The 25,576-nt window shown below is 63.5% G+C and carries 15 protein-coding genes; 4 read left to right on the top strand and 11 right to left on the bottom strand.

The window, feature by feature from the left end:
* Position 1: 1 nt before the first annotated feature.
* The 5 genes from cueR to ATY78_RS17310 all read right to left on the bottom strand — a co-directional run bounded on the left by cueR (position 2) and on the right by ATY78_RS17310 (position 13,261).
* Entirely contained in the window at positions 2 to 391 is a 390-nt protein-coding gene (gene cueR / locus ATY78_RS17330; RefSeq protein ID WP_088683544.1) for a Cu(I)-responsive transcriptional regulator, read from the bottom strand.
* Positions 392 to 400: 9 nt separating this feature from the next.
* Positions 401 to 2,929, bottom strand: a complete 2,529-nt coding sequence (locus tag ATY78_RS17325; protein ID WP_088683543.1) for a heavy metal translocating P-type ATPase — start codon at positions 2,927 to 2,929, stop codon at positions 401 to 403.
* Positions 2,930 to 3,044: 115 nt separating this feature from the next.
* Positions 3,045 to 5,654: a malto-oligosyltrehalose synthase gene (treY, locus tag ATY78_RS17320; RefSeq protein ID WP_088683542.1), complete on the bottom strand. Its 2,610-nt coding sequence runs from the start codon at positions 5,652 to 5,654 to the stop codon at positions 3,045 to 3,047.
* A gap of 60 nt (positions 5,655 to 5,714) precedes the next feature.
* Positions 5,715 to 7,796 carry a penicillin-binding protein 1C gene (gene pbpC / locus ATY78_RS17315; protein WP_088683541.1) on the bottom strand — a complete coding sequence of 694 codons (2,082 nt, stop codon included), beginning with the start codon at positions 7,794 to 7,796 and terminating at the stop codon, positions 5,715 to 5,717.
* Positions 7,796 to 13,261, bottom strand: coding sequence for an alpha-2-macroglobulin family protein (locus ATY78_RS17310; protein WP_088683540.1), 5,466 nt, complete (start codon positions 13,259 to 13,261; stop codon positions 7,796 to 7,798). The genes pbpC and ATY78_RS17310 overlap by 1 nt, the downstream gene beginning before the upstream one ends.
* A 577-nt stretch (positions 13,262 to 13,838) precedes the next feature.
* Between ATY78_RS17310 and ATY78_RS17300 the strand changes: the two genes are divergently transcribed.
* Positions 13,839 to 14,279, top strand: coding sequence for a response regulator (locus ATY78_RS17300; RefSeq protein WP_088683538.1), 441 nt, complete (start codon positions 13,839 to 13,841; stop codon positions 14,277 to 14,279).
* Between the two features lie 15 nt (positions 14,280 to 14,294).
* Here ATY78_RS17300 and ATY78_RS17295 read toward each other — a convergent pair whose 3' ends face one another.
* Entirely contained in the window at positions 14,295 to 15,035 is a 741-nt protein-coding gene (locus ATY78_RS17295; protein ID WP_088683537.1) for a TetR/AcrR family transcriptional regulator, read from the bottom strand.
* 171 nt (positions 15,036 to 15,206) lie between these two features.
* On the opposite strand from ATY78_RS17295, the gene ATY78_RS17290 reads away from it, so the two are divergent.
* Positions 15,207 to 16,406 carry a multidrug effflux MFS transporter gene (locus ATY78_RS17290; RefSeq protein WP_088683536.1) on the top strand — a complete coding sequence of 400 codons (1,200 nt, stop codon included), beginning with the start codon at positions 15,207 to 15,209 and terminating at the stop codon, positions 16,404 to 16,406.
* A gap of 16 nt (positions 16,407 to 16,422) precedes the next feature.
* Here ATY78_RS17290 and ATY78_RS17285 read toward each other — a convergent pair whose 3' ends face one another.
* From ATY78_RS17285 to ATY78_RS17265, 5 genes are all read right to left on the bottom strand, one after another.
* Positions 16,423 to 17,460 carry a LacI family DNA-binding transcriptional regulator gene (locus ATY78_RS17285; RefSeq protein WP_088683535.1) on the bottom strand — a complete coding sequence of 346 codons (1,038 nt, stop codon included), beginning with the start codon at positions 17,458 to 17,460 and terminating at the stop codon, positions 16,423 to 16,425.
* Between the two features lie 82 nt (positions 17,461 to 17,542).
* Positions 17,543 to 18,583 carry a LacI family DNA-binding transcriptional regulator gene (locus ATY78_RS17280; protein ID WP_088683534.1) on the bottom strand — a complete coding sequence of 347 codons (1,041 nt, stop codon included), beginning with the start codon at positions 18,581 to 18,583 and terminating at the stop codon, positions 17,543 to 17,545.
* 201 nt (positions 18,584 to 18,784) lie between these two features.
* Positions 18,785 to 19,102 (bottom strand): hypothetical protein, encoded by a 318-nt coding sequence (locus ATY78_RS17275; protein WP_088683533.1) that lies wholly within the window; start codon positions 19,100 to 19,102, stop codon positions 18,785 to 18,787.
* 105 nt (positions 19,103 to 19,207) lie between these two features.
* Complete coding sequence (locus ATY78_RS17270) at positions 19,208 to 21,100, bottom strand: ABC transporter ATP-binding protein (RefSeq protein ID WP_088683532.1); 1,893 nt, start codon at positions 21,098 to 21,100, stop codon at positions 19,208 to 19,210.
* Positions 21,101 to 21,131: 31 nt separating this feature from the next.
* The gene (locus ATY78_RS17265) at positions 21,132 to 23,084 is read right to left on the bottom strand and encodes an ABC transporter ATP-binding protein (RefSeq protein WP_190237481.1); all 1,953 of its coding nucleotides are present in this window, start codon (positions 23,082 to 23,084) and stop codon (positions 21,132 to 21,134) included.
* Positions 23,085 to 23,205: 121 nt separating this feature from the next.
* Here ATY78_RS17265 and ATY78_RS17260 point away from each other — a divergent pair, with 121 nt between their 5' ends.
* Both ATY78_RS17260 and ATY78_RS17255 read left to right on the top strand, forming a co-directional pair.
* Positions 23,206 to 23,823: an NAD(P)H-dependent oxidoreductase gene (locus ATY78_RS17260; RefSeq protein WP_088683531.1), complete on the top strand. Its 618-nt coding sequence runs from the start codon at positions 23,206 to 23,208 to the stop codon at positions 23,821 to 23,823.
* 287 nt (positions 23,824 to 24,110) lie between these two features.
* The gene (locus ATY78_RS17255) at positions 24,111 to 25,517 is read left to right on the top strand and encodes an FAD/NAD(P)-binding protein (RefSeq protein WP_088683530.1); all 1,407 of its coding nucleotides are present in this window, start codon (positions 24,111 to 24,113) and stop codon (positions 25,515 to 25,517) included.
* Positions 25,518 to 25,576: the final 59 nt, after the last annotated feature.

The raw sequence follows: 25,576 nt of genomic DNA, 5'->3' as shown, positions 1-25,576 counted from the left end.
CTCAGCCGCCGTCTGAAAGCTCTTCTAGGATCGGGCAGTCCGGCCGGTCGTTGCCATGGCAGGCATGTACGAGGTGCTCCAGCGTCAGCCGCAGTTCCGTCAGTTCGCGGATTTTGCGGTCGATTTCGGCAAGCTTGATCTGGGCGATGTCCTTGACGTCGGCGCTCGCCCGACCCCTGTCCTCGTAAAGCGCCAGCAATTGCCGGCATTCCTCCACGGAAAAGCCGAGGCCGCGCGAGCGCTGCAGAAAGCGCAGTTTGTGGACGTCGGCCGCGTCATAGTCGCGGTAGCCGTTTCCGCCCCTTTCGGGGCGGATGAGGCCGATATCCTCGTAGTAGCGGATCGTCTTCGAAGGCAGGCCGGATCGTTCCGATGCTTCGCCGATATTCATCGCCGTCTCCTATAGTTTCGCAAAGCGCAGTCTCAGCGCATTCGATATCACCGAGACGGACGAGAGGCTCATCGCCGCCGCGGCGATCATCGGCGATAGCAGCAGCCCGAAGACGGGATAGAGCACGCCGGCCGCGACGGGAACGCCGAGGGCATTGTAGCCGAAGGCGAAGCCGAGATTCTCACGAATGTTGCGCATCGTCGCCTCCGCCAGCCGCCGTGCTCTGACGATGCCGGTGAGATCGCCTTTCACCAATGTGATGCCTGCGCTCTCCATCGCAACATCGGCGCCGGTGCCCATGGCGATGCCGACGTCGGCAGCTGCAAGTGCCGGCGCATCATTGACGCCGTCGCCGGCCATGGCGATGACTGCGCCCTTGGCGCGCAGTTCGTCGATCAGCGCCTTCTTGCCTTCCGGCAACACGTCGGCGCGCACTTCGTCGATACCGAGGCTTTTTGCCACCGCCCGCGCCGTGCGCTCATTATCGCCTGTCGCCATGATGATCTTCAGGCCGCTGTCGTGCAGCGCCTTGATGGCAGCAGCCGTCGTCGGCTTTATCCGGTCGGCGACGGCGACGAGGCCGGCAAGCGCACCGTCGAGCGTCACGAACATCACCGTCTTGCCGTCGCCGCGCAGCGCGTCGGTCTTCTCGGCAAGTGCTGCCGGATCGATGCCGAGATCGGCGAGCATCGCCGCATTGCCGAGCGCCACTGTCGTGCCGCCGGCAAGGCCCTGGACACCCTTGCCGGTCCTTGCCTCGAAGCCGGTGACGTCGACGAAGGGAACACCGCGTTCCTCAGCGCCGGCAACGATCGCCTCGGCCAGCGGATGCTCGGAGCCGCGCTCCAGGCTTGCTGCCAGCGACAGCAGCCGGTTTTCTTCGACGCCGCCGAAGGCGACGATATCGGTCAGCCTCGGCTTGCCCTCGGTCAGCGTGCCCGTCTTGTCGACGATCAGCGTATCGACCTTGGAAAAGCGTTCCAGCGCTTCGGCGTCCTTGATCAGCACGCCTTCCCCGGCGCCGCGCCCTGTCGCGATCATGATCGACATCGGCGTTGCCAGGCCCAGCGCGCAGGGGCAGGCGATGATCAGAACCGCGACGGCGGCAAGCAGCGCATTCGCCATGCGCGGCTCCGGCCCGACTGCGGCCCAGGCCAGGAAGGCAAGGATGGCGACGATGACGACCGCCGGCACGAAGAAGGCGGATACCCGGTCGACCGCGCCCTGGATCGGCGCACGGGAGCGTTGCGCTTTGGCGACCATGTCGACGATGCGCGACAGCACCGTGTCCGCACCGACCTTCTCAGCCGTCATGACGAGGGTGCCGTTCTTGTTGATCGTGCCGCCGGTCAATACATCGCCCTTCGATTTTTCGACGGGCAGAGGCTCGCCTGTGATCATCGATTCATCGATCGTCGACTGGCCCTCGAGGACGGAACCGTCCACCGGCACCCGCTCGCCGGGGCGCACGCGCAGCCGGTCACCGGTCTGGATCTCGTCGACCGGCACGTCGTTTTCGCTGCCATTGGCATGGATACGCCGCGCCGTCTTCGGCGCAAGGTCGAGCAGGGCGCGGATCGCCGAGCCGGTGCGCTCGCGTGCCTTCAATTCCAGCACCTGGCCGACGAAGACGAGCGCGACGATGACGGCGGCCGCTTCGAAATAGACGGGCACGGCCATGCCATGGCCACGGAAGTCCATCGGGAAGATGCCGGGCGCAAGCGTGGCGACGACGCTGTAGACATAGGCCGTGCCGACGCCGAGACCGATGAGCGTCCACATGTTGGGGCTGCGGTTGACGAGGGACGCCCAGGCGCGGCGGAAGAACGGCAGGGCGGCCCAGAGCACCACGGGGCTCGCCAGCAGGAGTTCTATATATGTCGCCAGCGGTTCACCGATCGCTTCGCGAAGCGGCAGGCCGAGCATCGGACCCATGCCGAGCGCAAGCAGCGGCACTGCGAGGATGGCGCTCACCCAGAGCCGCCTTGTGAAATCGACGAGTTCCGGGTTCGGGCCCTCGTCGGCAGGAGGAACGCCCATCGGTTCCAGCGCCATGCCGCATTTCGGGCAGTCGCCGGGACGGTCGCTGACGACCTCCGGATGCATCGGACAGGTATAGAGCGTGCCTTTCGGCGCCGCCTTTGCCGCCGGACGGCTGCCGTTCCGATAGGCTGATGGATCGGCTTCGAACTTTGCCTGGCAGCCGGCCGAGCAGAAGTAGAATTTCTCACCTTCGAATTTCAGGAAATGTTTCGCGGCCGAGCGGTCGACGCTCATGCCGCAGACAGGGTCTTTCGCGGTCATATAATCCTGCGGCGCGGCGGCAAACTTCGTCCGGCAGCCCTCCGAGCAGAAATGATAGGCCCGGCCCGCATGATCGAGCGATGGCTTGCCGCCCTGCGGATCGACGGTCATGCCGCAGACAGGATCCCGAATCACCATGTCAGGGGTCTTCTCCTGATGGTCGTGGCCGCAACGGCAGCCATTGCCGCCATGGGCGTGGTTATGATGATGATCGTGTTCGTGATTGGTATTCATGCCTATCTCCTGTGCCCGGAAGGGCAGTCAGATAGGCTTATCCACCTTCCAGCAACTGGAAGGTCAAGCCCTAATTTGGAGAGCCGAATTTTAAATCGTCTGGGAAGTTCAACGCTCAGATCGGGCTGATCAATCCGACCGGCTGGCTGCCGAGCAAGGCGGCGACGGAGATGCTGCCTCCGGGTTCGATGGTCTTTCCCGTTACCAGATCCGCCTTCAACCCGTGAAGAGGGGAGGGTATGGCGATCGCCGTATCTTCCCAGAATTCCGGACCGGCGAAGAGAACGCCGGGATCGAGCCAGCCGAACATCAGCCGCGGCGCCACGGTGATTGCGAACTCGTCATTGTGCACCCGGGCGAAAGCAAGAACATGGTCGCGCCGGTTGCCCGTCACTTTCAGCGGCAGGTAGTCACCTCTGGCGAAGAGGGCCGGGTGCCGCAGGCGCAGTTGCAGGCCGATTGCGATGATGCGCTGCTTCAACGCCGCCGCCTGCAGTTTCGCGATCGGTCCGGCTTCATCGAGCCAGGCCTTCAGCCGTTCGTGCTCGACCGGCCGGCGGTTGTCGGGATCGACGAGGCTGAAATCGAAACCTTCTGCGCCCTGGTAGATGTCGGGAATGCCGGGAGCGGTCAGCTTGAGGAGCGTCTGCGACAGGCTGTTAAGATAACCCGCCGCGATGAACGGCTGCAGCACCTTTTCGAAATCTTCGAGAAAAGCGTCATTCTCGGGCGATACCAGCGCCGCCGCATAGGCCGTGACCGCCTCCTCATACGCGGTATCCTGGTCCATCCAGTCGCTGTGCTGCTTTGCCTCGCGCACCGCCTTCCCAGCATAGGCCGTAAAGCGTTCGCGAAGCTCTTCCGTCTGTCCTCTGTCGAAATCCTCCGGCCAGACGCCGGCCAGCGCCTGATAGAGCATCCACTCGACATTCGGCTCCGGGGCCGCGCCTTCAGGCAGATCCTTCACCCAGGACTGATTCATGTCCCGCCAGCGCGCCACCGCCTGTACGAAAACATCGGCGCCTTCGCTGAGCGCATAGAGCCTCGCGCGGGCATCCTCCCCGCGTTTGGTGTCATGGGTGGCGCTTGCCGACAGGCCATGCGGCTGCAGCCGCGCGCGCTCCGCCATCCGACGATGGAATTCCTCGGGGCCACCCGGCGCCCTGCCGGGTTCGCCGCCCACCTCGTTTGCGGCGAGCAGCCTGTTGTAGCGGTAGAACAGCGTGTCCTCGGTCGCCTTCGCCATCACCGGCCCGCTCAATTGCTGGAAGCGAATGCGGAACTCGTGGGCTGCATCGCCTTCGACCTTGCCTTCGAGAAGTTTCAGCACATGGTCGAGCGCCCGCCGATCATCCAGGCGCGTCATGGCCTGCGATGCGGTGGCGGCAAGCACTGCCGAATCCTGCCAGGCGAGCGGGCCGCCGTCGCCATAGGTGCGGTAGACGGGAAAGGCGATCAGCAGTTCCCTGAGCGCGCCGGCAATCTCGTCTCGTTTCTCCTCGGGAAAGATGCCGGCGGCGATCGATACCAGCCTGTCGGTCTCGCCGGCGAAATTGCGTTCCACCATCAGCCGCTTGGCGATCCGCCGGCCCTCATCGAGATCAGCCGCTTCGCCGGCGATGCTGCGATAGGCATCGTCCAATATGCGCAGCCCGCCGCCATCGATGAAGAGTTCGCTCATTGCGGCGATGAATTCATATCCGGTGGTGCCGGCCACCGGCCAGCTCTTCGGGAGGACCTCGCTCGCCCCGAGGATCTTTTCGACGACGATGTAAATGTCCGGTCCGGCTTTCGCCCGTAGCTGGTCGAGATAGGCTTTCGGCTCGGCAAGCCCGTCGACATGATCGATGCGCAGGCCCTGCACCTTGCCTTGGCGCACCAACTCGATCACCAGCCGGTGCATCTCCTCGAACACCGAGGGATTTTCGACACGGGTGCCGACCAGGCCGGTCACTTCGAAAAAACGGCGATAGGTCAGATGCCGCGCCGCCTCCTTCCAGTGGGTCAGCCGCCAGTGCTGCCCCTCGTGCAGGCTTTCGAGGAAATCTCGATCGGAGGAGACATCCTCGAGCTTCTGCCGCAGAACCGCCCGATCGCCGCCTTCGAACAGGATGTCGCGCATCGCGCGGCGGAAGCCCTCGCCTGATGTCACGGCCGCAGCTTCCGCCATTCTCGTTGCAACCGGATCGTCGAGCCGGTTTGCGACCGCCCCGTAGCTGCTGGGGTTCAGCGGCAACAGCGTCTCGAAATAAGCGAAGGCGAGGTTGCCGTGCGTTTCGTCGAGCACGAGGCGCAACTCGCCGGCGTCGAGCGCGCGATCAAAATCCTGGCCGAGCTGCGGCAGGGTCAGCGGTTCGCTCCAGTCGATGTCGAAGTGGCCGGCATAGGCGCTTTGCCGGCCGAAGGCCAGCACATCGCGCCACCAGGCGTTTTCCGGTGAGGCGGCCATGTGATTCGGTACGATGTCGAGGATCAGCCCCATCCCTGCCGAAGCCAGGCTTTCCGTCAGCCGGTCGAAGCCTGCCCGGCCGCCGAGCGCCGGATCGATCTCGTTGGCATCGGTGATGTCATAGCCGTGGGTCGAGCCGCTGGCGGCGGTAAAAATCGGCGAGGCGTAGAGGTGGCTGATGCCGAGGGTCTTGAGGTAGGGAATGAGGCCGCAGGCGCGATCGAAGGTCATGCCGTTGCGGAATTGTATCCGGTAGGTCGCGGTCGGAAGTGTCATGAGGCCGCCTGCCGTTGGAGTGGGGCCTTCTTCAACGGTTGCGGCCGCGTTTTTGTTCCCTCAGTCGATGAAAACGCCCACGCTTGCTGCGCGGCCGGTTGAATCGATGACGGTCAATTTCGAATAGCCGCCGCCATCCGGCAGCCATTGCTGGGTGCGCCGGCGTGAGAGATCGGGCAGCGGCTTGCCGTTGGCAAGCCAGCGGAAGGGGGCGCGGCCGCCCTGCAGCTTCAGCATCAGCGGCGACAGGTCGCCTGCTCCGGCTCCGAGATCGATGTGGGCGCCCTCGGGCGGATAGACGATCTGCGGCGCGGCCTCGCGGCCGGAGGCGACGAGCAGGCCGCTGGCATTCAGCGCAAAACGCCGCTGGCTGATCGGCAGCTCGGATTGGGCGATGCGCACGGCGCCGGCGGGCGGGCGGGGCAGCGGGGTCGTCGCGATGCCCGATTTGGCGAAACCCTCGAACAGGATGGGCGCGGCGGTGCCGTAGCCGGTCAAGCCGGGCACGGCGCCGTTGTCGGGCCGGCCGACCCAGACGCCGAGCACATAGCGTCCGTCATAACCGACCGACCAGGCGTCGCGATAGCCATAGCTCGTGCCGGTCTTGTAGGCGATGCCGCGCTGCGGCGCGCCGGCCGGAGGGATGACGCCGGAGAGGATATCGGCGACGTTCCAGACTGAGACCGGCTCCAGCATCGGCTCGCCGTCGATCTTGCCGGGTACACCGGTGATGCCGTCTCCGAGCCTTGCCGGCTGGCCGCGATTGGCGAGCGCCGTATAGAGCTGCACCAGATCCTTCAGCGTGATGCCGACGCCGCCGAGACCGATCGCCAGCCCCGGCGTTTCGTTCGGCGGCAAAGCAGGGCGCACCTCCGCGCGGCGGAAGCGCACCAGCAGCCGCGACGGCCCGACGGCGTCGAGCAGCTTGACGGCCGGTACGTTCAGGGAGAGCTGCAGCGCCTCGCGCACGGTGACGTCGCCCTGGTAGCTCATGTCGAAATTGCGTGGCCGGTAGCCGAAGAAATCGGCCGGCCGGTCTTCGATGATCGTCTCCTGGGAGACGAGGCCCTGCTCGAAGGCGAGCCCGTAGATGAAGGGCTTCAGCGTCGAGCCCGGCGAACGGTTGACGCGTGTCATGTCGATCCAGCCGGAGCGGCTGGCGTCGAAATAATCGGCCGAGCCGACTTCGCCGATGATCTCGCCTGTCTGCGCATCCGCCATCACCATGGCGAGCGAAAGCTTCGGCCCGAGCTTCATAGCCGCGGCCCGCGCGACCGACTCCAGCCCCTGCTGCACCTGTTTCTTCAATGTCGTCTGGTGCTTGAGGACCGCAGGTTCCTTGCGGGTTGCCGCCTCGGCGACATGGGCGGCGAGCGCCGGCAATTGCATGCGCCGCATGGGAATGGCGACACCCTCGGCCCGCTCCGCCTCGCCGTCGCCGACGACTTCAGCCACGGCGACGCGGTCGAGCACGCGCTTGCGCGCCTCTTGCGCCGCCTTGAGATTACGGTCCGGCCGGCGCCGTTCCGGCAATTGCGGCAGGGCGACGAGCAGAGCGGCTTCTGCGACCGTCAGGCGTCGCGGCTCCTTGCCGAAATAAGCAAGGCTTGCGGCGCGCACGCCCTCCAGATTGCCGCCATAGGGCGCGTGGGTGAGATAGAGGTCGAGGATCTGTTCCTTTGAGAGCCGCCGCTCGATCTGCACCGCGCGCGCAAGCTGCAGGAGTTTTGCCGAAAACGTGCGTTCCGGGCGCGGCTCGATCAGCCGCGCCACCTGCATCGAAAGCGTCGAGGCGCCGGAAACGATGCGGCCATTGCTGATGAATTGCAGGCTTGCGCGCCCAAGCGCGAAAGGATCGACGCCGCCATGGTCATGGAAGCGCCGGTCCTCATAGGCGATCAGCATGCGCAGGAATTGCGGATCGACGTCGGCGACAACAGTTTTCAGCCGCCAGCGACCTTCCGAGGTTGCGAAGGCGCGCAGCAATTGCCCATCGGCATCCAGGACCTCGGCGGAGATCACATCCGCCTTGTCGAGCGGCGGCGGAAAGGCCCGGTCGGCGACGTCGAGCGCGAAGAGAGCCGCGCCGGCGAGAATGACGCCGGCGGCGGATCCGATCGCAAACTTGCGCCACAGCCCCATTATTGTGCCGCCATGACCTCCATCTTGCCGGTCGCCGTGCGGGCCGAAAGCTCGGGCCTGTACATGTCCTCGACGCTTGCGGCGGGATGATCGTAGGTGCCGGGAGTTACGGCGCGCACGACATAGGCGACGTTGAATTCGCGCTCGTCGCCCGACGCGCGGTTGAAGGCGGCGACGAAGCGATCATAGCGGAATTCCGTATGGGCGGCCGATATTTCGCCGATCCAGTCGAAATTGGTCATCTGGGCGCTGTCGACGAGGTTCGGATTGTCGATCTCGAAGCCTGCCGGCAGAAGATCGGTGATGACGATGCGCGAAGGCCAGTCGTTGGTTTCCCGCACATGGATGACGACGACGTAGCGCTCGTTCTGCTTCGCCTCGCTGACATTCGCCTGCTCGCCGTCGAGCGTGTAATAGCTGCGCTCGATGGTGAAGCCGTCGCCGCCGGCCGGCAGCGGCACCGTCGGAGCGGCAACGGTGGTGACAACCGTCGAAACGGCGTCGTTCGTCTGGTTGGTCAGCGTCAGCGGATGGCCGGCAAGGGCATCGCCGCTCATTCGCGCCATGTAGGCGCCGCTGTGCGAGGCGCCGTTGACGTCGATTTTCAGGTCGTCATCGCCGCCTTGGATGGCGCGCGCGGCAAGCAGCATCCAGGTCTCTTCCTGAGTGCTCTTGTATTTGCTGCGTCCCCATTCCTTGGCGACGGCCTTGGAAAGTTCCGGAATGACCGGCGGCACCGGCCGGCTTTCGGCGGCGAGAGCCAGGATCGCCGCGCCGTCGCGCAGGATCGTGCCGTAGTCGGTGCGCGACAGGTTCACGCGTGAGACCATCGACTGTTCCGACATCTGCAGCGCATCGAGGAAGATGTTCTTCGAACGCTGCGCATCGCCGTAAAGCGCTAGCGCGGCGGCGATATGCGCCTTGGCGAGCGGCGTCGGGAAGTCGTTGATCATCGTATCGGCATAATAGCGCAGATCGCTGATCGCGGCCTTCTTGTTGCGGGCAAGGACGTAGATGGCATAGGCGATCTGATCGCCCTGGCCCTTGATGTCGGTGGTGTAGGACAGTGTGTTCTGCAGGTTTTCCAGCGCCTGCACGAAGGCTCTTTCCGGCACGTCGTATTTCTGCTCGCGAGCCCGCGTCAGGAAGTCGGTGACGTAGGAATCGAGCCAGACATCGCCTGAGTCAGGGCCCCAGAGGCCGAAGCTGCCGGCGGACGCCTGATAGGAAAGCACGCGGTAGATCGCATCCTGGACACGTTGGCGCACGTCGTCGTCGTTTTCGATGCCGGCTTGCTTCGCCACTTCGGCAAGGTAGAGCAGCGGCAGCGCCCGGCTGGTCGTCTGCTCGGCGCAGCCGAAGGGATAACGGTCGAGCGTCATCAGCAGTGCCGGAATGTCGAAGGCGGCTGAACGCGTGACGTTGACGCTGATCGAGGCGCCCGGCAGCACGCTGTCGGCCAGCAGGTTCTTATCGACGGTGAGTTTTGCTCCCGGCTTCAGCGCCAGCACCCTGCGCTGGGTGATCGGCAAGGAGGAGGGGCGGACCGGCACGTCGACCGTCTGATCGAGCGAAAGGCCGGAGGCGCCGGAGAGGTTGATCGAGACACTGCCGGCCCCCGGCTGCTTGCCGACGAGCGAGAGCGTCAACTCGGATTTCGCGCCGGCTTCGAGGCGGATCGTCTGCGAGACGGAAGCCTGGTCGATACCGACGGCATCATTGCCGGTCAGTTGCAGCTTGTAGTCGCCGGCCGGCGCATCGGTATTGGCGATGTCGAGGCGCAGATTGGCCTTGTCGCCAGGAGCGAGGAATTTCGGCAGGCTTGCCGTCACCACGACGGGATCGCGGATGATGACGTCCTTGACGCCGTGTCCGACGCCTGATTTCGACCAGGCGACCGCCATGACGCGCGCCGTGCCGTTGAATTGCGGAATGTCGAAGGAGACATTGGCCTTGCCCTCGGCGTCGAGCTTCACCGGGCCTGAGAAGAAGGCGACGAGCTTCTGCGTCGGCGGGCTCGACTGCAGCGCCACGGCACCGCCGTCACCGCCGGTCCGGAGCTTGCCGGTCACACCAAGCGAGCCGTCGATCAGGCGGCCGTAGAGGTCGCGGATTTCGAGGCCGAGCTGACGCTGGCCGAAATACCAGTCTTCCGGATTCGGCGGTTCGTAGCGGGTCAGGTTGAGAATGCCGACATCGACGGCGGCAACGGTCACATAGGCATCCTCGTTGGCGCCGGCGCCCGTCACCTGCAGGCCGATGTTCAATGGTCCGCGCGGCAGCATCTTTTCAGGCGTGTCGAGCGCCACCTGCAGCGCGCGCTGTTCGGGATCGACCTTCAGCCATTTGACGCCGATCGAGCGCATCGGCATGTGGCTGTCCTGGGCGTCGCCGGGGCGGAAGAGTGTGGCGGTCACATAAGCGCCGGCGCCCCAATCGGATGTGACCGGGATGTCGACCTCGCCGCCGGTCTCGCCCATCGTGGCGTTCTGCACGGCGACCAGCTTTTCGGTTCCGGCCGTCACCATCAGTTCGCCGCCGTAGCGCGAGGTGATTTTCAGCTTGGCCGTCTCGCCGACCTTGTAGCTGTCCTTGTCGAGGGCGATTTCCAGCCCGTCGGGTGTTTCGGTGGAGGTCGAGGCCACGAACCAGCCGGCCTCGAATTCGACGCTGGAGGTGGGGCCGTCGACATCCGGGCTTTCCACTTCGAGGCGGTAGCGGCCCCAGGTCACCGGCACGGAAATCTTGCCGCCGTCCATCGTCGCGTCGACGCTGCCGTTGGCGACCTGCTCGGCTGTGTAGACCGGCTCGTATTTCCACGCCGTTCCCTCGCGATACCACTGATATTCGCGATTGAGGCTGTAGAACTTCCAGCGCAAGCCTTTCGTTTCCTGCTTCTGGCCGTCGGCATTAACGCCGATCACCGTGAAATTGGCGATCGAGTTTTCAGGCAGGTCGTCGGAAAATTCCGGCTTGATGCCGATCGAAGCGCCCTGGTTCTTCACCGGAATGACGAGGGAGCGCTCGATGGCGCGCCCGCCTGCCTCCTGCATGCGCATATAGACCGTGGCGTTGAGAAGCTGGGTCGTGGCCGGCAGGTCGCTGATCGTGAGGTCGGTCGAGGCTTCGCCGTTCTCGTCGAGTTCGGGCAGGCCGTCGATCGGCAGGCGCGAATCTTCGCTCGCCTCCTCGTCGGCGAGGCCGAAGAGGAAGCCCTTATAATCGGCGCTCTCGCGCGTCGGCTTGACGACGACGTCGCCCTCGAGCGTCAGGCCGGCTGCCGGAGCGCCATAGAGATATTTGCCGGAAATGGTGATCGTCGCCGGGGTATCGGGACCGATTTCCTTGGCTTCGGTCTTGATCTCCATCTCGGTGCGATCCGGCACGAAATCGTCGACCAGGAAGCTCTTGGTGGCGATCGCCGTGCCCTTGGGGTCGGTATAGATATTCATCGTCCAGGTGCCGCGCATGGCGTTTTCCTGGGTCGGGAAATCGATGGAATAACCGCCAAGATTGCTGGTCTGGCTGACGATACGCCGGTCTTCGACGCCATCGGGGCGGCTGAAGATGAAGGTGAGCGGCAGGTTCTCGATGGCGTTGCCGTCGGTGTCGCGGGCGAGCGCCTGCGCATGCACCGTCTCGCCGGCGCGGTAGATGCCGCGTTCGGTAAAGGTCAGCACGTCGATCGCGCCGGGTGCGGCGCGGCCGGTCACGCCGCGGTCGGAAAGGTCGAAGCCGGCGCGCGTCATGTCGAGGAAGACATAGTCAGACGTGCCGTTCTTGGCGGCAATGACGGCGGGCGTCAGCGCCGCCGTGCCGCGGATCAGGCCGGCGGTGAAGGTGGCGCGACCGTTTTCGTCTGTTGTCGCGGTGCCGAGCACCTCGTTGTTCTTGGCGAGCAGTTGCAGTTCGACGCCCGCGATCGGCTTTGCCGAAGCGAGCGAGCGGGTGAAGACGTTGAGCCCGTCCGTGCCGGCATAGGTGGTGATGCCGATATCGGAGACGAGGAACCATTGCGTCGCCTGCGAATCCCACTCCTGCGACGGGCCGGTTCCTGCCGTTGCGGTCATCACGTAGATGCCGGGCTTGCGCTCGGGCAGGGCTTCGTCGACGGGGAAGCTCGTGACGACATCCTTGTTCAGCTCGTTGGCGATCTCGATCGAGCCCTGCCAGACGAGTTCGCCGCTCTGGTCCTGAATGTTCTGAGCGCTGTAGCCGTCGAGCTGGCTCAGGAACTGCGAATTCGTCAGCAGCGGCGCAATGCCACGATCGCCGATGCGATAGAGTTTCAGGTTGGCCGAGGCGAGGTTGACCGAGACGATCGGGATGCCGCGGCGCGCCGTCGAGGGCAGCACGAAGCTGTCGCCGGTGAAGCGCACCATCTGGGTGCGGTCCTTGATGTAGACGTCGATGCTGACGGGTGCGTCGAGCACCTCGTCGACTGAAGACGGCAGGCCGGTACGGAAGGCGATCTTGTAGGTCTCGCCATGCGTCAGGCCTTCGACGCAGATCTGCTTGCCCTTGGTTTCGACCGCCTTCGGCGCCGCGCCGTTCAGCGTCACGAAGGGCGTGTAGTCGGTGGTCTTGACGAGCGCTTCGGAGAAGGTGACGCAGGCGCGCGGCGTGGCGCTGTCGGCGTCGACCGTATGTTCGGTGATGCGGAAGCCCTGCGTCGATTTCAGCTGCAGGTAGGCGGCCTGCACATCCTTGGCGCCGACGAGCGCCAGGCTCGCCTTGTAGGCGTCGAGCGCCGGACGGTAATTGCCGTTTCGTTCCAGCGCATTGGCAAGGACGGCGAGCGCCTCGGCCCGCTTGGCCGTCGTGCGCGTCAGCTCGTAGCCGTTCAGTGCGTCGAGCACGGCTTGGCCCGTGATGCTGCTCTCGGAACTGCCGAACGAAATTGCGGCGCGGGCGGTTTCGAGCCAGAGATCACCATCATCCGGCGTGATCGACAGTGCGCCATGGAAGGCGATCAGCGCGTCGGTCAGGTTGTTGGCGGTCATGTCGAGGCGAGCGTTGGCCGTCAGGCTGTCGACCCCCTGGCCCTGCTGGCCGTCGGTCAGGGCAAGATTGTCCTTGAAGTCGTGGGCCTGCTGGATGAGATCGTTCGTCAGGAAGGTCAGGCGTGGCGGCGCCCCGATATCCGGTTCCTTTTGAGTCGCTGTCTCGACGATCTTGCCGGCGATGGCGCCGGGGAAGGCGTTCATCGTCTTGAAGTCGGATTTCAGGAAGCACCACTTCACCTTGGGATTGTAGGTGAAGGCCTTGCAGCTCTTGTCGCCGATGCAGGAGGTCTTGCACTGGTCGAGCGAAACATTCTGCTCGGTGCGAAGATCGAAGCCGAAGAAATCGGCGTCCTTGATCGTCTGGATGTCGCGCTTGGTGTCCGCCGCGGTGGCGGGAAAGCTGATGGCGATCGTGGAAAATGCGATTGCGGCGAAAGCGAAGAACGAGCGCACGGACATAGGTTCCCCCCGGAATGCTGGCTCTGACCGGCGGGCACTCTCCTCACTCCTCACGAGATTGTCAACTCAACTTGAGCGTTGTTTCACCTTCACACAGACGCTTTCGTCCGGCTGTCATATCGATGGAAGCGATGGGCCGCTTTTTGCAAGGGTGAGCAATGATTTGGATGGCTGCCAGAGGCAATGCAAGGTTCACGATTTTCGGCCATGGCGGCTTTACCACATTCCTTGCAGCCAATGGCCTCTTGCTCGCTGTGGGTGCAGCAGGTGCGGCCGGGGCCGCCCGCAACATGCTGCCGAGAATCGAGAGCCTGAAATTGTTTTCCTTCTCGCCAGAAGATCGGGGACTGATTAGCCCGTCGGTCGCAGCGCCGTGACGGCGGCAGAGGCGGCCGCTTTTGCGCGAAATTCACATCGTTAAAAATTTATCAATGTTAACAATATCTTAAATATGGAAAATCGCGTTTCACGGCGGAACATAACGTCGAGTTGCCCGTTACAGCCATGAGTTTTGGGCAGGGATAGCTGCCGGAGCGGATCCCTCTTTCGAAGTATGTGCGTAACAAGGGGATATATCATGGCCACCAATGTCGTGCGGCGCTGGCAACGAGATGATCTCATGAATCAGAGAGTATTGATCGTCGAAGATGAATTTCTGATCGCCCTGGATCTCGGGGCGACGGTGGAGAGCATCGGCATGCAGGTGGCGGGTCTTGCGCATGATCGCGAACAGGCGCTGCGGCTGGCGCCGCTTGCCGACATCGCTTTCGTCGACGTCAATCTCGCCGATGGGCCGACGGGGCCTGAGATCGGCCGGCAACTGGCGGAAGAGCACGGCATCGCGGTCGTCTTCATGACCGGCAATCCCGAGATGGTTGCCGATGGGATCAAGGGCGCGGTGGGCGTGGTTCAGAAACCGGTCATGCCTTCGGTCGTCGAACAATTGGTGAAATATCTTGCCGCGCGCCGCGTCGGCATGTTCGCGGTCGTTCCCAAGCAGATGACGGTATTTGCCTGATCGGGCTTGTCTCGATCAGCCGGAAACGGCTGCAAGCTGCGGCTGGACGCCGGCCTTTTCCGTCGCCGGCCTGCCGTAAGCCTTGAGAAAAGTGCGCACCGCGTTGCGGGCGGCTTTTTCCAGTTCTTCGTCGGTGGGCATCCCGCCGAAAAGCACTGACATTTGCAGGTCGGCATTGCCGAGCGCCACGAACTGGCGGGCGGCGACGTCGAAATCGTCGATGACGAGCGCGCCCTTGTGAGAAAGCCGCGCGAAAAGCGCCGACAGCGCCGTGGTCAGCTTGCCCGGCCCGTGCTGGCGCCAGCTTTCGAAGAGGTGTGGATATCGCTCGCCTTCCGTCTGCACCAGCTTGCGCAGGAATTTTCCGTCGTGATTGCAGATGCAGTTCTTGTTGAGGCGCACGACGAAGGCCGTCAGGTCGTCCTCCAGATTGTCGGCATTTTCTGGGAAGGTCGACAGCATGGAGAAGAGCATGGTGTTGGCGCGGTTCATGACGTCCTCGACGACGGCGACGAACAGCGTTTCCTTCTCGCGATAGTGATTGTAGATCGTCTGGCGCGATACGCAGGCAACGGCGGCGATCTCGTCGATGCTGGCGCCGGCGAAACCCTGGCGGCAGAAGACGTCGGCGGCGGCATCCAAAATGGACATGCGCTTGAAGCATTGTCCGCGCTGGGTATGCCCCGTCATCCTGCCTGCGGGTGTCATGCGATCTTTCATGAGAACGAGGATAAGACGTCTTGACGACTTAGACAATGGCGTCTAATTTTACATCCGTGTCCAAATTTATTGACACCCCTGGTTTCGCCGCTGGAGATATGAGCTCCCAACTTCGTCTTCGCGCGGAACGATCATCATTAAACCTCGAGGCAATGCGCGGAGCGACGATCCGATGCTTCCGCTGCGCTTTTATGAAAGATCACCATTATGACGGCTTCATTCTTTCGCATTGCCCTCATTCTCGGCCTTCTCTCGGCCATCGGGCCTTTTGCCATCGACATGTATCTGCCTGCACTGCCGTCCATCGGCCAGGACCTGCATGCCGATAACAGCGTCACCCAGCTGACCCTTCTCGCCTTCTTCATCTCCTTTGCGCTCGCCCAGCTCGTCTATGGTCCGCTGTCGGACATGTGGGGCCGCAAGCTGCCGCTCTATCTCGGTATCGGCGTCTTCGCCGTCGCCTCGATCGGTTGCGCGCTGGCGACCGATATCGAAACGCTGATCGCCTTCCGCTTCGTCCAGGGTATCGGTGGCGCGGCCGGCATGGTCATTCCGCGCGCCATCGTCCGCGACATGCACACCGGTGTGCAGGCCGCACGCCTGATGTCGCTGCTGATGCTGGTCTTCTCGATTTCGCCGATTCTGGCGCCGCTGACCGGCAGCGCCGTCATCGAATTCTCAGGCTGGCGCGGCGTGTTCTGGGCGGTGACCATCGCTGCCGCGATCGGCCTCGTCCTGCTTTCCACCCAGCTTGAGGAAACCCGCCCGGCCAAGGAGCGCAACGGCAGCGGCCTTGGCAGCGCCATGAGCGCCTACCGGCGGCTGCTTGCCGACCGCAATTTCCTGACGCTGACCTTCATCGGCGGTCTCGGCATTTCGAGCTTCCTCGTCTATCTCGCCAACTCGCCCTTCGTGCTGATCCAGCACTACGGGCTGACGCCGACCCAATATAGCTTCGCCTTCTCGATCAATGCCGTCTCCTTCTTTGCGGTATCGCAGGCGACCGGCTGGCTCGGCGAACGCTTCGGCCTGGTGCGCGTCATGCGGATTGCGGTCAGCGCCTTCGCGCTTGCCATGGTCGTCATGGCGGTGGTGATGGCTGCGGGCTTCAACCAGCTGCCCGTAATGGCAAGTTTCCTGTTCATCGGCTATGGCTGCCTCGGTCTCGTCATCCCGACGAGCGCGGTGCTCGCCCTCGAGGATCACGGCGAGATCGCCGGCACGGCCTCGTCGCTGATGGGCACGCTGCATTTCGTCATCGCCGCAGTTGCCATGGTCATATCGAGCATCTTCTTCGACGGAACGGCCGTTCCGATGGCCGCCGGCATCGCGCTTTGCGCCTTCTCGGCCTTCGTGCTGACGCAGGCAACGATCGGCCGCCGCGCCGCGGTTGCCGCCGCCGAGTGACCGGCTCTGAGGAGGTTCAGCTCGCCAGCGTGAAAGCGTCGCTTTCACCGGGAACGAGTTCCAGCGGCCAGATGCGGTTGCGGGCGCCCTGCGGATAGTGATCGGCATAGGCCGGCATGGTGGCGAGCAGGGTTTCGCCGAGCTGCGCGCCGAGATCGCGCAGCGACATGCGGAAGGATGTCAGCGTCGGCTGCAGGAAATGTGTGCGCGGTTCTTCGCGGAAGCCGACGACGGCAAGGTCGCGGCCCGGCACGATGCCGGCTTCCGCCAGCCGCCGGTAAAGCCCGATCGCCATCAGTTCGTGGATCAGGATGATCGCGGTCGGCCGCTCTTCGATCATCAGCAGTTCGTGGCCGGCCTGATAGCCGCCCTGTTCGCTCGATTTGACCCGGATGACGAGGGCCGGATCGAAGGGGATACCGTGGCGTTTCAGCGCCTGACGGTAGCTGTCCAGGAAAATGTAGCCGAGATTGATATCGGAGGAGGGGGCAGCCACCGCGATCCGCCTATGGCCTTTTGCGACCAGCCGGTCGACACCGCGCGCCGCCACGCCTTCGAAGTCGAGATCCATCCAGGTATAGCTGCCACCCGAGGCGCTGCGGCCGAGCGCCACGAAGGGGATGCGGGCCTTTTCCAGAAGCTCGATGCGCCGGTCGGTGCGCCGCGTCGCCGAGATGATCAGCGCGTCGACGAGGCGGCGCGCGACCATGCGCTTCAGATATTCGTGCGGATCCTCGTCATCGGGGCAGGGCAGCATGACCAGATCGAGCTTGTGGCGGGAGAAGACGCTCTGCAGCCCGTCGGTGACGCCGAGGAAGAAGTCGTCGCTGTTTTCGACCGTCTCGCGACTTACCTCGAGCATCAGGCCGATGACATTGGTCATGCCCTGGCGAAGGCTGCGGCCCGACTGGTTGGCGACGTAACCGAGTTCTTCGGCGGCGGCGAGCACGCGCCGGCGCGTTTCTTCATTGACATCCGGCTTGCCGTTCAGCGCCCGGGACACCGTCCCGATCGAAATGTCGAGATGCTCGGCGAGCTGGCGAATTCCCTTCATGTCAGGCGACTTTCCTCCCCACCCGATCGCGTTACGCCCTTCTTGCCACAGGATTGCGCCCGCGAAAAGCCAGGGAGAGAGGTTAGGGCTTGAAGCTCTGGCGGATGACGAGTTCCGGAATGACGCGTTCGTAAGCCGGCGGCGCGTCGGGGTTTTCAAGCCGCCGCTCCATCAGTTCCACGGCGCGTTGCGCTATGGTCAACGGGTCCTGGCGGAAGGTGGTCAGCCGGTAACTCAGCCAGGAGGATTCCGGAACGTCGTCGAAGCCGATGATGGCGACATCTTCCGGAATGCGCAGCCGCGCTTCCTGGCGCACGACATCCATCAGCCCGAAGGCGATCAGGTCGTTGGCGCAGAAGACGGCGTCGGGCTTTATTCGCTCCGAGAAGAGTGCACGGCCGGCGGTAACGCCGCCCTCATAATCGGAATCTCCGCCGCGCGTGACGACAATGGATGCGCCGAGCGACTCGGCGGCTGAAAGGAAGGCGCTTTCGCGCTCGACGATCGCAGGCGTTCCCGAATTGGAGCCGATCACGGCCAGGCGACGCCTGCCGCTTTCGTAAAAGGCCGTCGCCGCCCTGCGCGAGGCTTCGGAATTGCCGGCGCGCACATGATCGGCGTCGGGCTCCGATCGGCCGATGACGACGAGCGGCTGGCCGTTGCGCTGGGCGAGTTCGAGGAAACTTGCAGGCGGTGAGCCGGACAGGATGATGATTGCCTCGGCGCGGTGGCCGATCAGCATCTTCTGGGCGGCGAGCAGTTCTTCTTCCGTCTGACCGGTATTGATCAGGATCGGGATGCTGCCCCGCCGGATCAGCGATTTGGCAAGGGCGGCGGCCAGATGCGCGCGAAAACCCACTTCCGGCCGGGTCGCGACGATGCCGACGAGGCGGCTCTGATTGGCAAGCACGCCGCGCGCCAGGTCGTTGACGTGGTAGCCCAGTTCTTCGGCCGCCCGCAGCACCTTTTCGCGCGTCGCCGGAGCGACGCTCGCGCCTGGTGTAAATGTGCGGGAGACGGCCGAGCGCGAAACGCCCGCCAATTGCGCCACCTGCTCGGCGCTGACGAAACGCATGCGTTCTTTCTTCGGCGTCTTGCCGCCGTTCACCGGGCCATCAATCATGGCCCTTCAGCTATTTGCCGTCTCTGACAGCCAGATGACAGCTGGCCGCACGGCAGCCAGATTTTTTCTAAAAGGGAGATAATCGCAAAGTACAGGCGATTTCGTTGCGGACAGCTGCCGGGCTGGCGAATTCAACCTCGGCTGAGGGAGTGAATGAGCGGCGCCGACAATGCTCAGGGGGCGCCGCTCCGAGAAGTTCGGCTACTCGCAGACGCGGACCGTTTCGGCGTGATAGCCGCCGTCATAGCGGTTGCGCACGTCGCGGTCCTCATACCAGCATCTCGGCTGGGGTTCGACATAGCGGGGGCTCTCCACATAACGAGGGCCGTCATCGACGTAACGCGGGCCGCCATTGGCGATCGCGCCTCCGATCAGACCGCCGACGACGCCTGCGGCAACACCTCCGGCGATGATGCGGCCGGTGTCGTTGTGGTGATGACGGTCACGCGCGGCAGCAGGCTGAATAGCCGATCCAACAAGGGCCGTCGCGATCAACAGGCTGCTAATAATTCTCTTCATAATATTCTCCTCAGTGGCACTTGCCCCGGATAAGAGGGAAATGCGGCAGCAAGGCGATTGTTCGTTCAAACTTTGCGACAGGCGTTAATGCAGGGCAAAGGGGTATCAGGTCGCCGATTCCGTCGTCGTCTCTTCCAGCACGTCCTCGGGAATATCGTCGAAGGAGGCATAGTTGAGGTTATAGAGCCTGGAATAAAGCTTGCGGTTCTTCATCAGTTGCCGATGGTTGCCGCTTTCGATGATTTCGCCGTTCTGCAGCACGATGATGCGGTCGGCTTCGCGGATCGTCGCAAGGCGGTGGGCGATGACGAGACCGGTGCGGTTTTCCAAGAGCTTCACCAGAGCCTTCTGGATCAGCATCTCCGTATAGCTGTCGATATTGGCCGTCGCCTCGTCGAGCACCAGGATCTTCGCATCCGCCACCAGCGCGCGGGCGAAGGAGAGGAGCTGGCGCTGGCCGAGTGAAAGATTGCCGCCGCGCTCGCCGAGCATGCTGTCGTAGCCTTCCGGCATGCGCATGATGAAGTCATGCGCGCCGACCGCCTTGGCGGCTTCGATCACCTGTTCGCGCGTCGCTTCCGATTTGTGGTAGCGGATGTTCTCGAAGACGGTGCCGGTGAAGAGAAAGGGTTCCTGCAGCACCATGGCGATCTGAGCGCCGAGCGAATCCTGTGTCAGCGCGCGCACGTCATGCCCGCCGACCAGAACCTGCCCCTGCTGCACCTCATAGAAACGGTGGATCAGCGACATGCAGCTCGATTTGCCCGATCCCGTCGGGCCGACCAAGGCCACCGTCTCGCCGGGATTGACCTTGAAACTGACGTGCTTGAGTACAGGATGCTTGGGATTGTAGCCGAAGACGACGTCGCGGAACTCCACCGAGCCGTCCATGTCTGCCGACAGCACCTTGGCATTGGGCGCGTCCTGGATCTCGATTGGTACGTCGAGCACGTCGGTCAAACGCTGGCCTGACGCCATGGCGCGCTGCATGACGGAATATTGCAGGGTCAGCGAACGGATAGGGTCGAAGAAGCGCTGGATATAGAAGAGGAAGGCGACGAGCACGCCGACGTCGAGCGCCTGGTTCAGGACGCGGGCACCGCCGACGACGATGACGAGCGCCATGGCGATGCCGGTCAGCGAATCGACGATCGGCACCATGATCTGGGCATAACGCGCCGCCGTCAGATGCGTCAGCAGGTTGGCATGCGCCTTGTCGTCGTAGAGCTGGAAGTTGACTTCCTGCCTGTCCATGCTCTGGACGGCGCGAACGCCATGGATCGCTTCGGCAAGCGCGCCGTTCGCCACGGAGTTCGTCTCGTGTGCGGCCATGAAGGACTTGCGGGCGAGCGGCAGCCAGAAGAGACGCACGACGAAGAGAACAGGCAGTGCGGAAAGCGTCAGCAGGCCGAGCTTGAAGTCGAGATAGAGCATCACGAAGACGATGCCGAAGAGCAGAAAGATGTCGCCGACCGACAGAACGCAGGTTTCGAGGAATTCCTGCATGGAGTTGACGTCGCCCTGCAGGCGCGACATCAGCCGGCCGACCTCCGTCTTGTCCATGAAGGAAAGCGAGACGCGCTGCAGATGCGAGAACATCGCCCTGCGGATATCGAAGAGCACGTTTTCCGCGACGCCGCCGACCAATGTCTCCTGCCAATAGCTGGCGCCGTAGTTGATGAGAATGGCGATCAGGAAGGCGACGATCGCCGAGATCAGCGCCGAATTGCCACCCGGCTGCATGCCGTGGTCGATGGCGTAGCGGATGATCAGCGGGATCATGAGCTGCATGGCGGTGAAGACGAGCACCGAAACGACCGACAGGATGACATCGCGCCGGTAGGGGTGCACGAAGGCCCAGATGCGCTTGATGATGTTGGAATCGAAGACCTTGCCGAAGATTTCCTCTTCGACGCGTTGCGATCCGACGACCGCCCGCGGCGGGCGCCTGCCATCCTCGCGAACGTCGGAGCGTTCGGTTTCCAGTTCCTCGGCCATCAGTTTCCTCCAGCGCCGGTTTCTTACGCGCTCAAAGCTCGTCGCCCGGCCGCACCTGCAAATCGTAAAGCGCCTTGTATCGCCCGCCGAGCGAAAGCAGCTCGTCATGCGTGCCCTGTTCGACGATGCGGCCGTCCTCGATGAAGAAGATCCTGTCGGCATGCATCAGCGAACTCAGGCGATGGGCGACGATGATGGTGACGCGGTCGGCGGCATAGCGGCGCATCGCGCTGCGGATGCGCTGCTCCGTGGCTGCGTCGATTGCCGCCGTCGAATCGTCGAACACCATCACTGCGGGTTTGAGCATCAGCGCACGCGCGATCGAAAGCCTCTGGCGCTGGCCGCCCGAAAGCGAGACGCCGCGCTCGCCGACAACGGTGCCGTAGCCTGTGGGGAGGCCGAGGACATAGTTGTGGAGCTGCGCGCTTTCGCTGGCGCGCTCGATGCGGCTTTCCTTGGCCCAGGGGTCGCCATAGGCGATATTGTTTTCGATCGTCGTGGTGAAGAGGAAGGAATCCTGCTGCACGACGGCGACGGCGCGGCGCAGCGACTGCAGCGTCGCCTTGCGGATATCCTGCCCGTCGATGGTGATCTTGCCGCCGGTCGCGTCGTAGAAGCGCGGGATCAGATGCGCCAGCGTCGACTTGCCGCTGCCGGGCGGGCCGACGATGCCGATCGTTTCGCCGCGCTTCGCCTCGAAGCTTACGTCGTGCAGCACCTCATGCATCGGCGAGGCCGGATAGGCGAAGCTGACATTCTCGAAGCGCAGGGTGCCATCGGTGACATCAAGCTCCCTGGCATCCGGCGCATCGCGCACGGCGATCTCCAGGTCGAGAAGATCGAAGAGGCGCGTTCCGCAGGTCGAGGCGCGCGCGAAGGCGTTGACCATCAGGCCGAGCTGGCGCACCGGCATCTGCAGGATGGTCATGAAGGTGAGGAAGGAAGCGAGCGTACCGACGGTGATCTCGCCTGAGAGCACCTTGCCGCCGCCGACCCACAGCACGAGACCCATGGCTGCGAAGAAAGAGAAGGTCATGGCGCTGGTATTGGTGACGCGGATGCCGACGCGCTGATGGGCAAGCTCCAGTGCATTCTTCGACGCTTTCTCGAATTTCGAGAGTTCGTGCTCCTGCGCCGCGAAAGCGCGCACGACGCGGATGCCGCCGAGATTTTCTTCCATGATGCGGGTCAGCACCGAAAGCCGTTGCTGCAGGTCCAGCCAGGTGGCGCGCAGGCGAAGCTGGGTGACGGACGAGCGCCAGCCTACGAAGGGGACGAAGGAAAGGGCCAGCAGGCCGAGCACCACGTCCGTCGACAGCAGCATGTAAGCCCCGATGCCGATCAGCATCGAAAGCAGGAAGACACGCACGAGCGCCGTCGAGAAGTACATGCGCACGCCTTCCAGGTCGAGCAGGCCGATGGTGATCAGGTCGCCGGAGTGCACGGTGTCATGAAAACTGAAGGAGAGGCGCTGGATCTTTTCGTAGCAGGCCAGACGCAGCTCGTAGCCCATGTGATGGCCGACGGATTCACTGAAATAGTTCTGCACCATGGTGAAAATGCCGCGCAGCACGCTGGCGCCGAGCAGAAGCAGCGCCGTCGTCAGCAGCGCGTCCTGTGCCTGCTGCCCGATCGTGCCGCCGTGAAGCGCCACCTGCGTATGATCGACGGCCTGGCCGAGAAGACGGGGGATCAGAAGCTGGAAGGTGGAGGCGATCAAGGTGGCGCCGATGGCAAGCCCGGCTTGCCAAGGGTGACGGAAGGCCATGACGGTGATGCGGAACAGTGTGTAGAGGCCCTTGCCCCACCCTGCCGCGGTTGCAAGCGCCATCGAAGCCGAAGGCTTCGCCGCGCGTATGGACGCATCGCTGCTCACGGTATTTTTTCCAATAGATGTGTGGTCGGACGCTGGCCCGGAAAGACGGCAAATCCATGAAGGGATTGATAGCACCGTCACTTTTGCCGATTCCATTTGGCCGTTCAAGTAAAGAATTCACCATCTGGTTATTTTTGCGTGAGGCCTCCCATATGCCGGCGGGAACAATCAGCCCGCGGGCGGGCTGCAGCAGGCAACCCTTTTCAGCAACCGTTACCGGGAGAGACACATGCCGCTGAAAGCCCTCGCTCTCAACGCCACGCTGAAGGCTAGCAACGCCAAGGATGCATCTTCGACCGAGCGGATGATCGGCCTCATCGACAAGGCAATGTCGGCGCATGGCATCACGACCGAAGTGATCCGCCTTGCCGATTTCAACATCAAGCCGGGCGTCACTTCGGACGAAGGCGACGGCGATGACTGGCCCGCGATCCGCGCGAAGCTGCTGGACGCCGATATTCTGCTCATGGCGACGCCGATCTGGCTCGGCCAGCCCTCCAGCGTCTGCAAGCGGGCGCTGGAGCGCATGGACGCCTTCCTCGAGGAGACGGATGATCAGGGCCGCATGGTTTCCTACGGCAGGGTCGCGGCCGTCGCCGTCGTCGGCAATGAGGACGGCGCCCATCACGTATCGGCCGAACTCTATCAGGCGCTGAGCGATGTCGGCTTCACCATCCCCGCCAATGCCGTCGCCTATTGGGTCGGCGAGGCGATGGGGTCCACCAATTTCGTCGATCTCGACAAGGTGCCGAAGCAGGTGACGACATCGGTCGATATGTTGGCGCGCAACGCGGCGCATTTGGCGGGTCTTTTGCAGGCGAAGCAGTATCCTGGCGAAGGCGGCTGACCGGAGAAAGTCGCTTCGGTAGTTAATATCTTTTTATTTCAATTAGTTATGGGGCGGTGCCGTAAACCCTCTTGCCACATCAGGCTTTTGGGGCTTTCATACACGACTAGTTTAATAGACTATGGGTGAGCATGATCGCCCTTTTATCTCTTTTGCGGGCCGCTGGCCGGACCCAATCCTGCGGCGGTGTTTGTGAATGGCCGTATGAACCTCAACAACGCGTGATCGCTTTATGCGTTGAAACCTCGATCGACAGACGGTGCGGCTGAAACCGCAAAGGAGTTGCGATGACGGTTCAGGGACTTTTTTCCGCGAGAGCCAATGCGGCGGCGCAAATTTCGGCCGTACCGCGCATTGCGATCGTCGGGCGGGGCTTTTCCGGAATGATGACGGCGATTGCGCTGATGAAGACGGTGCGCACGCCTTTCCACCTGCAGCTGTTCGATCCGCATTCGTCGGTGAGCGGCGGTCAGGCGCTGGCCTCGGTCCGCTCCTCTACGATCCTCAATACCCGTGTGCGCGATCTTTCGGTGTCGCTCGGCGACAATGACGATTTCAACGACTGGCTCTGCAGCAACGCCGCCTTCCGCGCCGCCGTGCCGGCCGCCATTCCGGGCTTTCGGCAGATCTTCGTGCCGAAGGAGATTTTCAGCGACTACGTCTACCAGCGCTTTTCGGAAGCGCTCGCCGCCCGCAAGGACATTACCGTCCAGGTGTGTACCGATCCTGTCGTGGCGATCCGCAGGAGCCACGGTAACCGCTTCCTGCTTGAAAGCGCCAATCCCGCCAACCCGCTGTTCGATACCGTCATCCTCGCTACCGGTTATGGTCTGGCACAGGCCGATGCCGGCGCGCAGGAAGCCTCGCCGATCAGGGCTCAGCGCCTCGTCGCCCGGCCGCATACGGTGCTGCTCGGCAGCGGCATCCGCGTCGTCGACCAGTTGCTGCAGCTGCGCGATTCCGGTTATGACGGCCAGGTGACGATCATTTCCCGGCGCGGCTTCCTGCCGCAGAGCCATACGCCGAATTCCGCCGATCCGGTCTTCCCGGCTGAAGCGCTGCCCCAGAGCCTGCCCGAGATCGTGCGCTTCATCCGCCAGGCCTGTCGCGAGGCGGAAGAACAGGGCCGAAGCTGGCAATCGGTGATGAACGGCTTGAGGAAACATGCCCGCTCGCTCTGGCGCTCGCTGCCGGCGCGCGACAAGCACCAGTTCAACCGGCATCTGAGGGCAATCTACGACAGCCACCGCAATCGCCTGCCGGAGGCCATGCACCTGCGCCTGAAACGCGAGCTGGCCGAAGGCCGTACGGTGCTGCGCCGCGGCCGCGTCGGCCGCCAGGGATTGAGCGGCCTGTTCTTCACGCCGGCCGGCTCATCCGCTGAAGAGGTCATTCATGCCGAGCGCATCATCGACTGCCGCTGTCAGGCGCCCGATCTTTCCGCGCCGCTGGTGCAGAGCCTGCTTTCCGCCGGACTCGCCATGCCGGACGAACTCTCGCTCGGCCTTGCGGTCAATGCGCGCGGCGAGCCTTTTCTCGACGATGGCTCGACGGTCGCCGGTCTCTTTGCCGTCGGCCCCCTCGGCCTCGGCAGCCTGCCCGATATCGATCTCGTGCCCGAAATCGTCTCGCAGGCCTATGCCGCGGCCGAGCGTGTCGCCGAACGGTTCTATCCGCAGGTCAAGGCCGTCTGAAAATTTGAGGAGGGTCCGGAACCATTCGCCTGCGGCTGCGTTATGTGCGCTGGTAACGC

Origin of the sequence: Rhizobium sp. R635, assembly GCF_002211285.1 — a bacterium.
Classification (GTDB): domain Bacteria; phylum Pseudomonadota; class Alphaproteobacteria; order Rhizobiales; family Rhizobiaceae; genus Rhizobium.
The sequence above is the reverse complement of the archived record's forward strand: the minus strand, read 5'-3'. Positions and strand labels throughout refer to the sequence as shown.

Coding starts and splice junctions, on each gene's coding strand:
- cueR (WP_088683544.1), bottom strand. CDS start 391: ATGAATATCGGCGAAGCATCGGAACGATCCGGCCTGCCTTCGAAGACG.
- ATY78_RS17325 (WP_088683543.1), bottom strand. CDS start 2,929: ATGAATACCAATCACGAACACGATCATCATCATAACCACGCCCATGGC.
- treY (WP_088683542.1), bottom strand. CDS start 5,654: ATGACACTTCCGACCGCGACCTACCGGATACAATTCCGCAACGGCATG.
- pbpC (WP_088683541.1), bottom strand. CDS start 7,796: ATGGGGCTGTGGCGCAAGTTTGCGATCGGATCCGCCGCCGGCGTCATT.
- ATY78_RS17310 (WP_088683540.1), bottom strand. CDS start 13,261: ATGTCCGTGCGCTCGTTCTTCGCTTTCGCCGCAATCGCATTTTCCACG.
- ATY78_RS17300 (WP_088683538.1), top strand. CDS start 13,839: ATGGCCACCAATGTCGTGCGGCGCTGGCAACGAGATGATCTCATGAAT.
- ATY78_RS17290 (WP_088683536.1), top strand. CDS start 15,207: ATGACGGCTTCATTCTTTCGCATTGCCCTCATTCTCGGCCTTCTCTCG.
- ATY78_RS17285 (WP_088683535.1), bottom strand. CDS start 17,460: ATGAAGGGAATTCGCCAGCTCGCCGAGCATCTCGACATTTCGATCGGG.
- ATY78_RS17280 (WP_088683534.1), bottom strand. CDS start 18,583: ATGATTGATGGCCCGGTGAACGGCGGCAAGACGCCGAAGAAAGAACGC.
- ATY78_RS17275 (WP_088683533.1), bottom strand. CDS start 19,102: ATGAAGAGAATTATTAGCAGCCTGTTGATCGCGACGGCCCTTGTTGGA.
- ATY78_RS17270 (WP_088683532.1), bottom strand. CDS start 21,100: ATGGCCGAGGAACTGGAAACCGAACGCTCCGACGTTCGCGAGGATGGC.
- ATY78_RS17260 (WP_088683531.1), top strand. CDS start 23,206: ATGCCGCTGAAAGCCCTCGCTCTCAACGCCACGCTGAAGGCTAGCAAC.
- ATY78_RS17255 (WP_088683530.1), top strand. CDS start 24,111: ATGACGGTTCAGGGACTTTTTTCCGCGAGAGCCAATGCGGCGGCGCAA.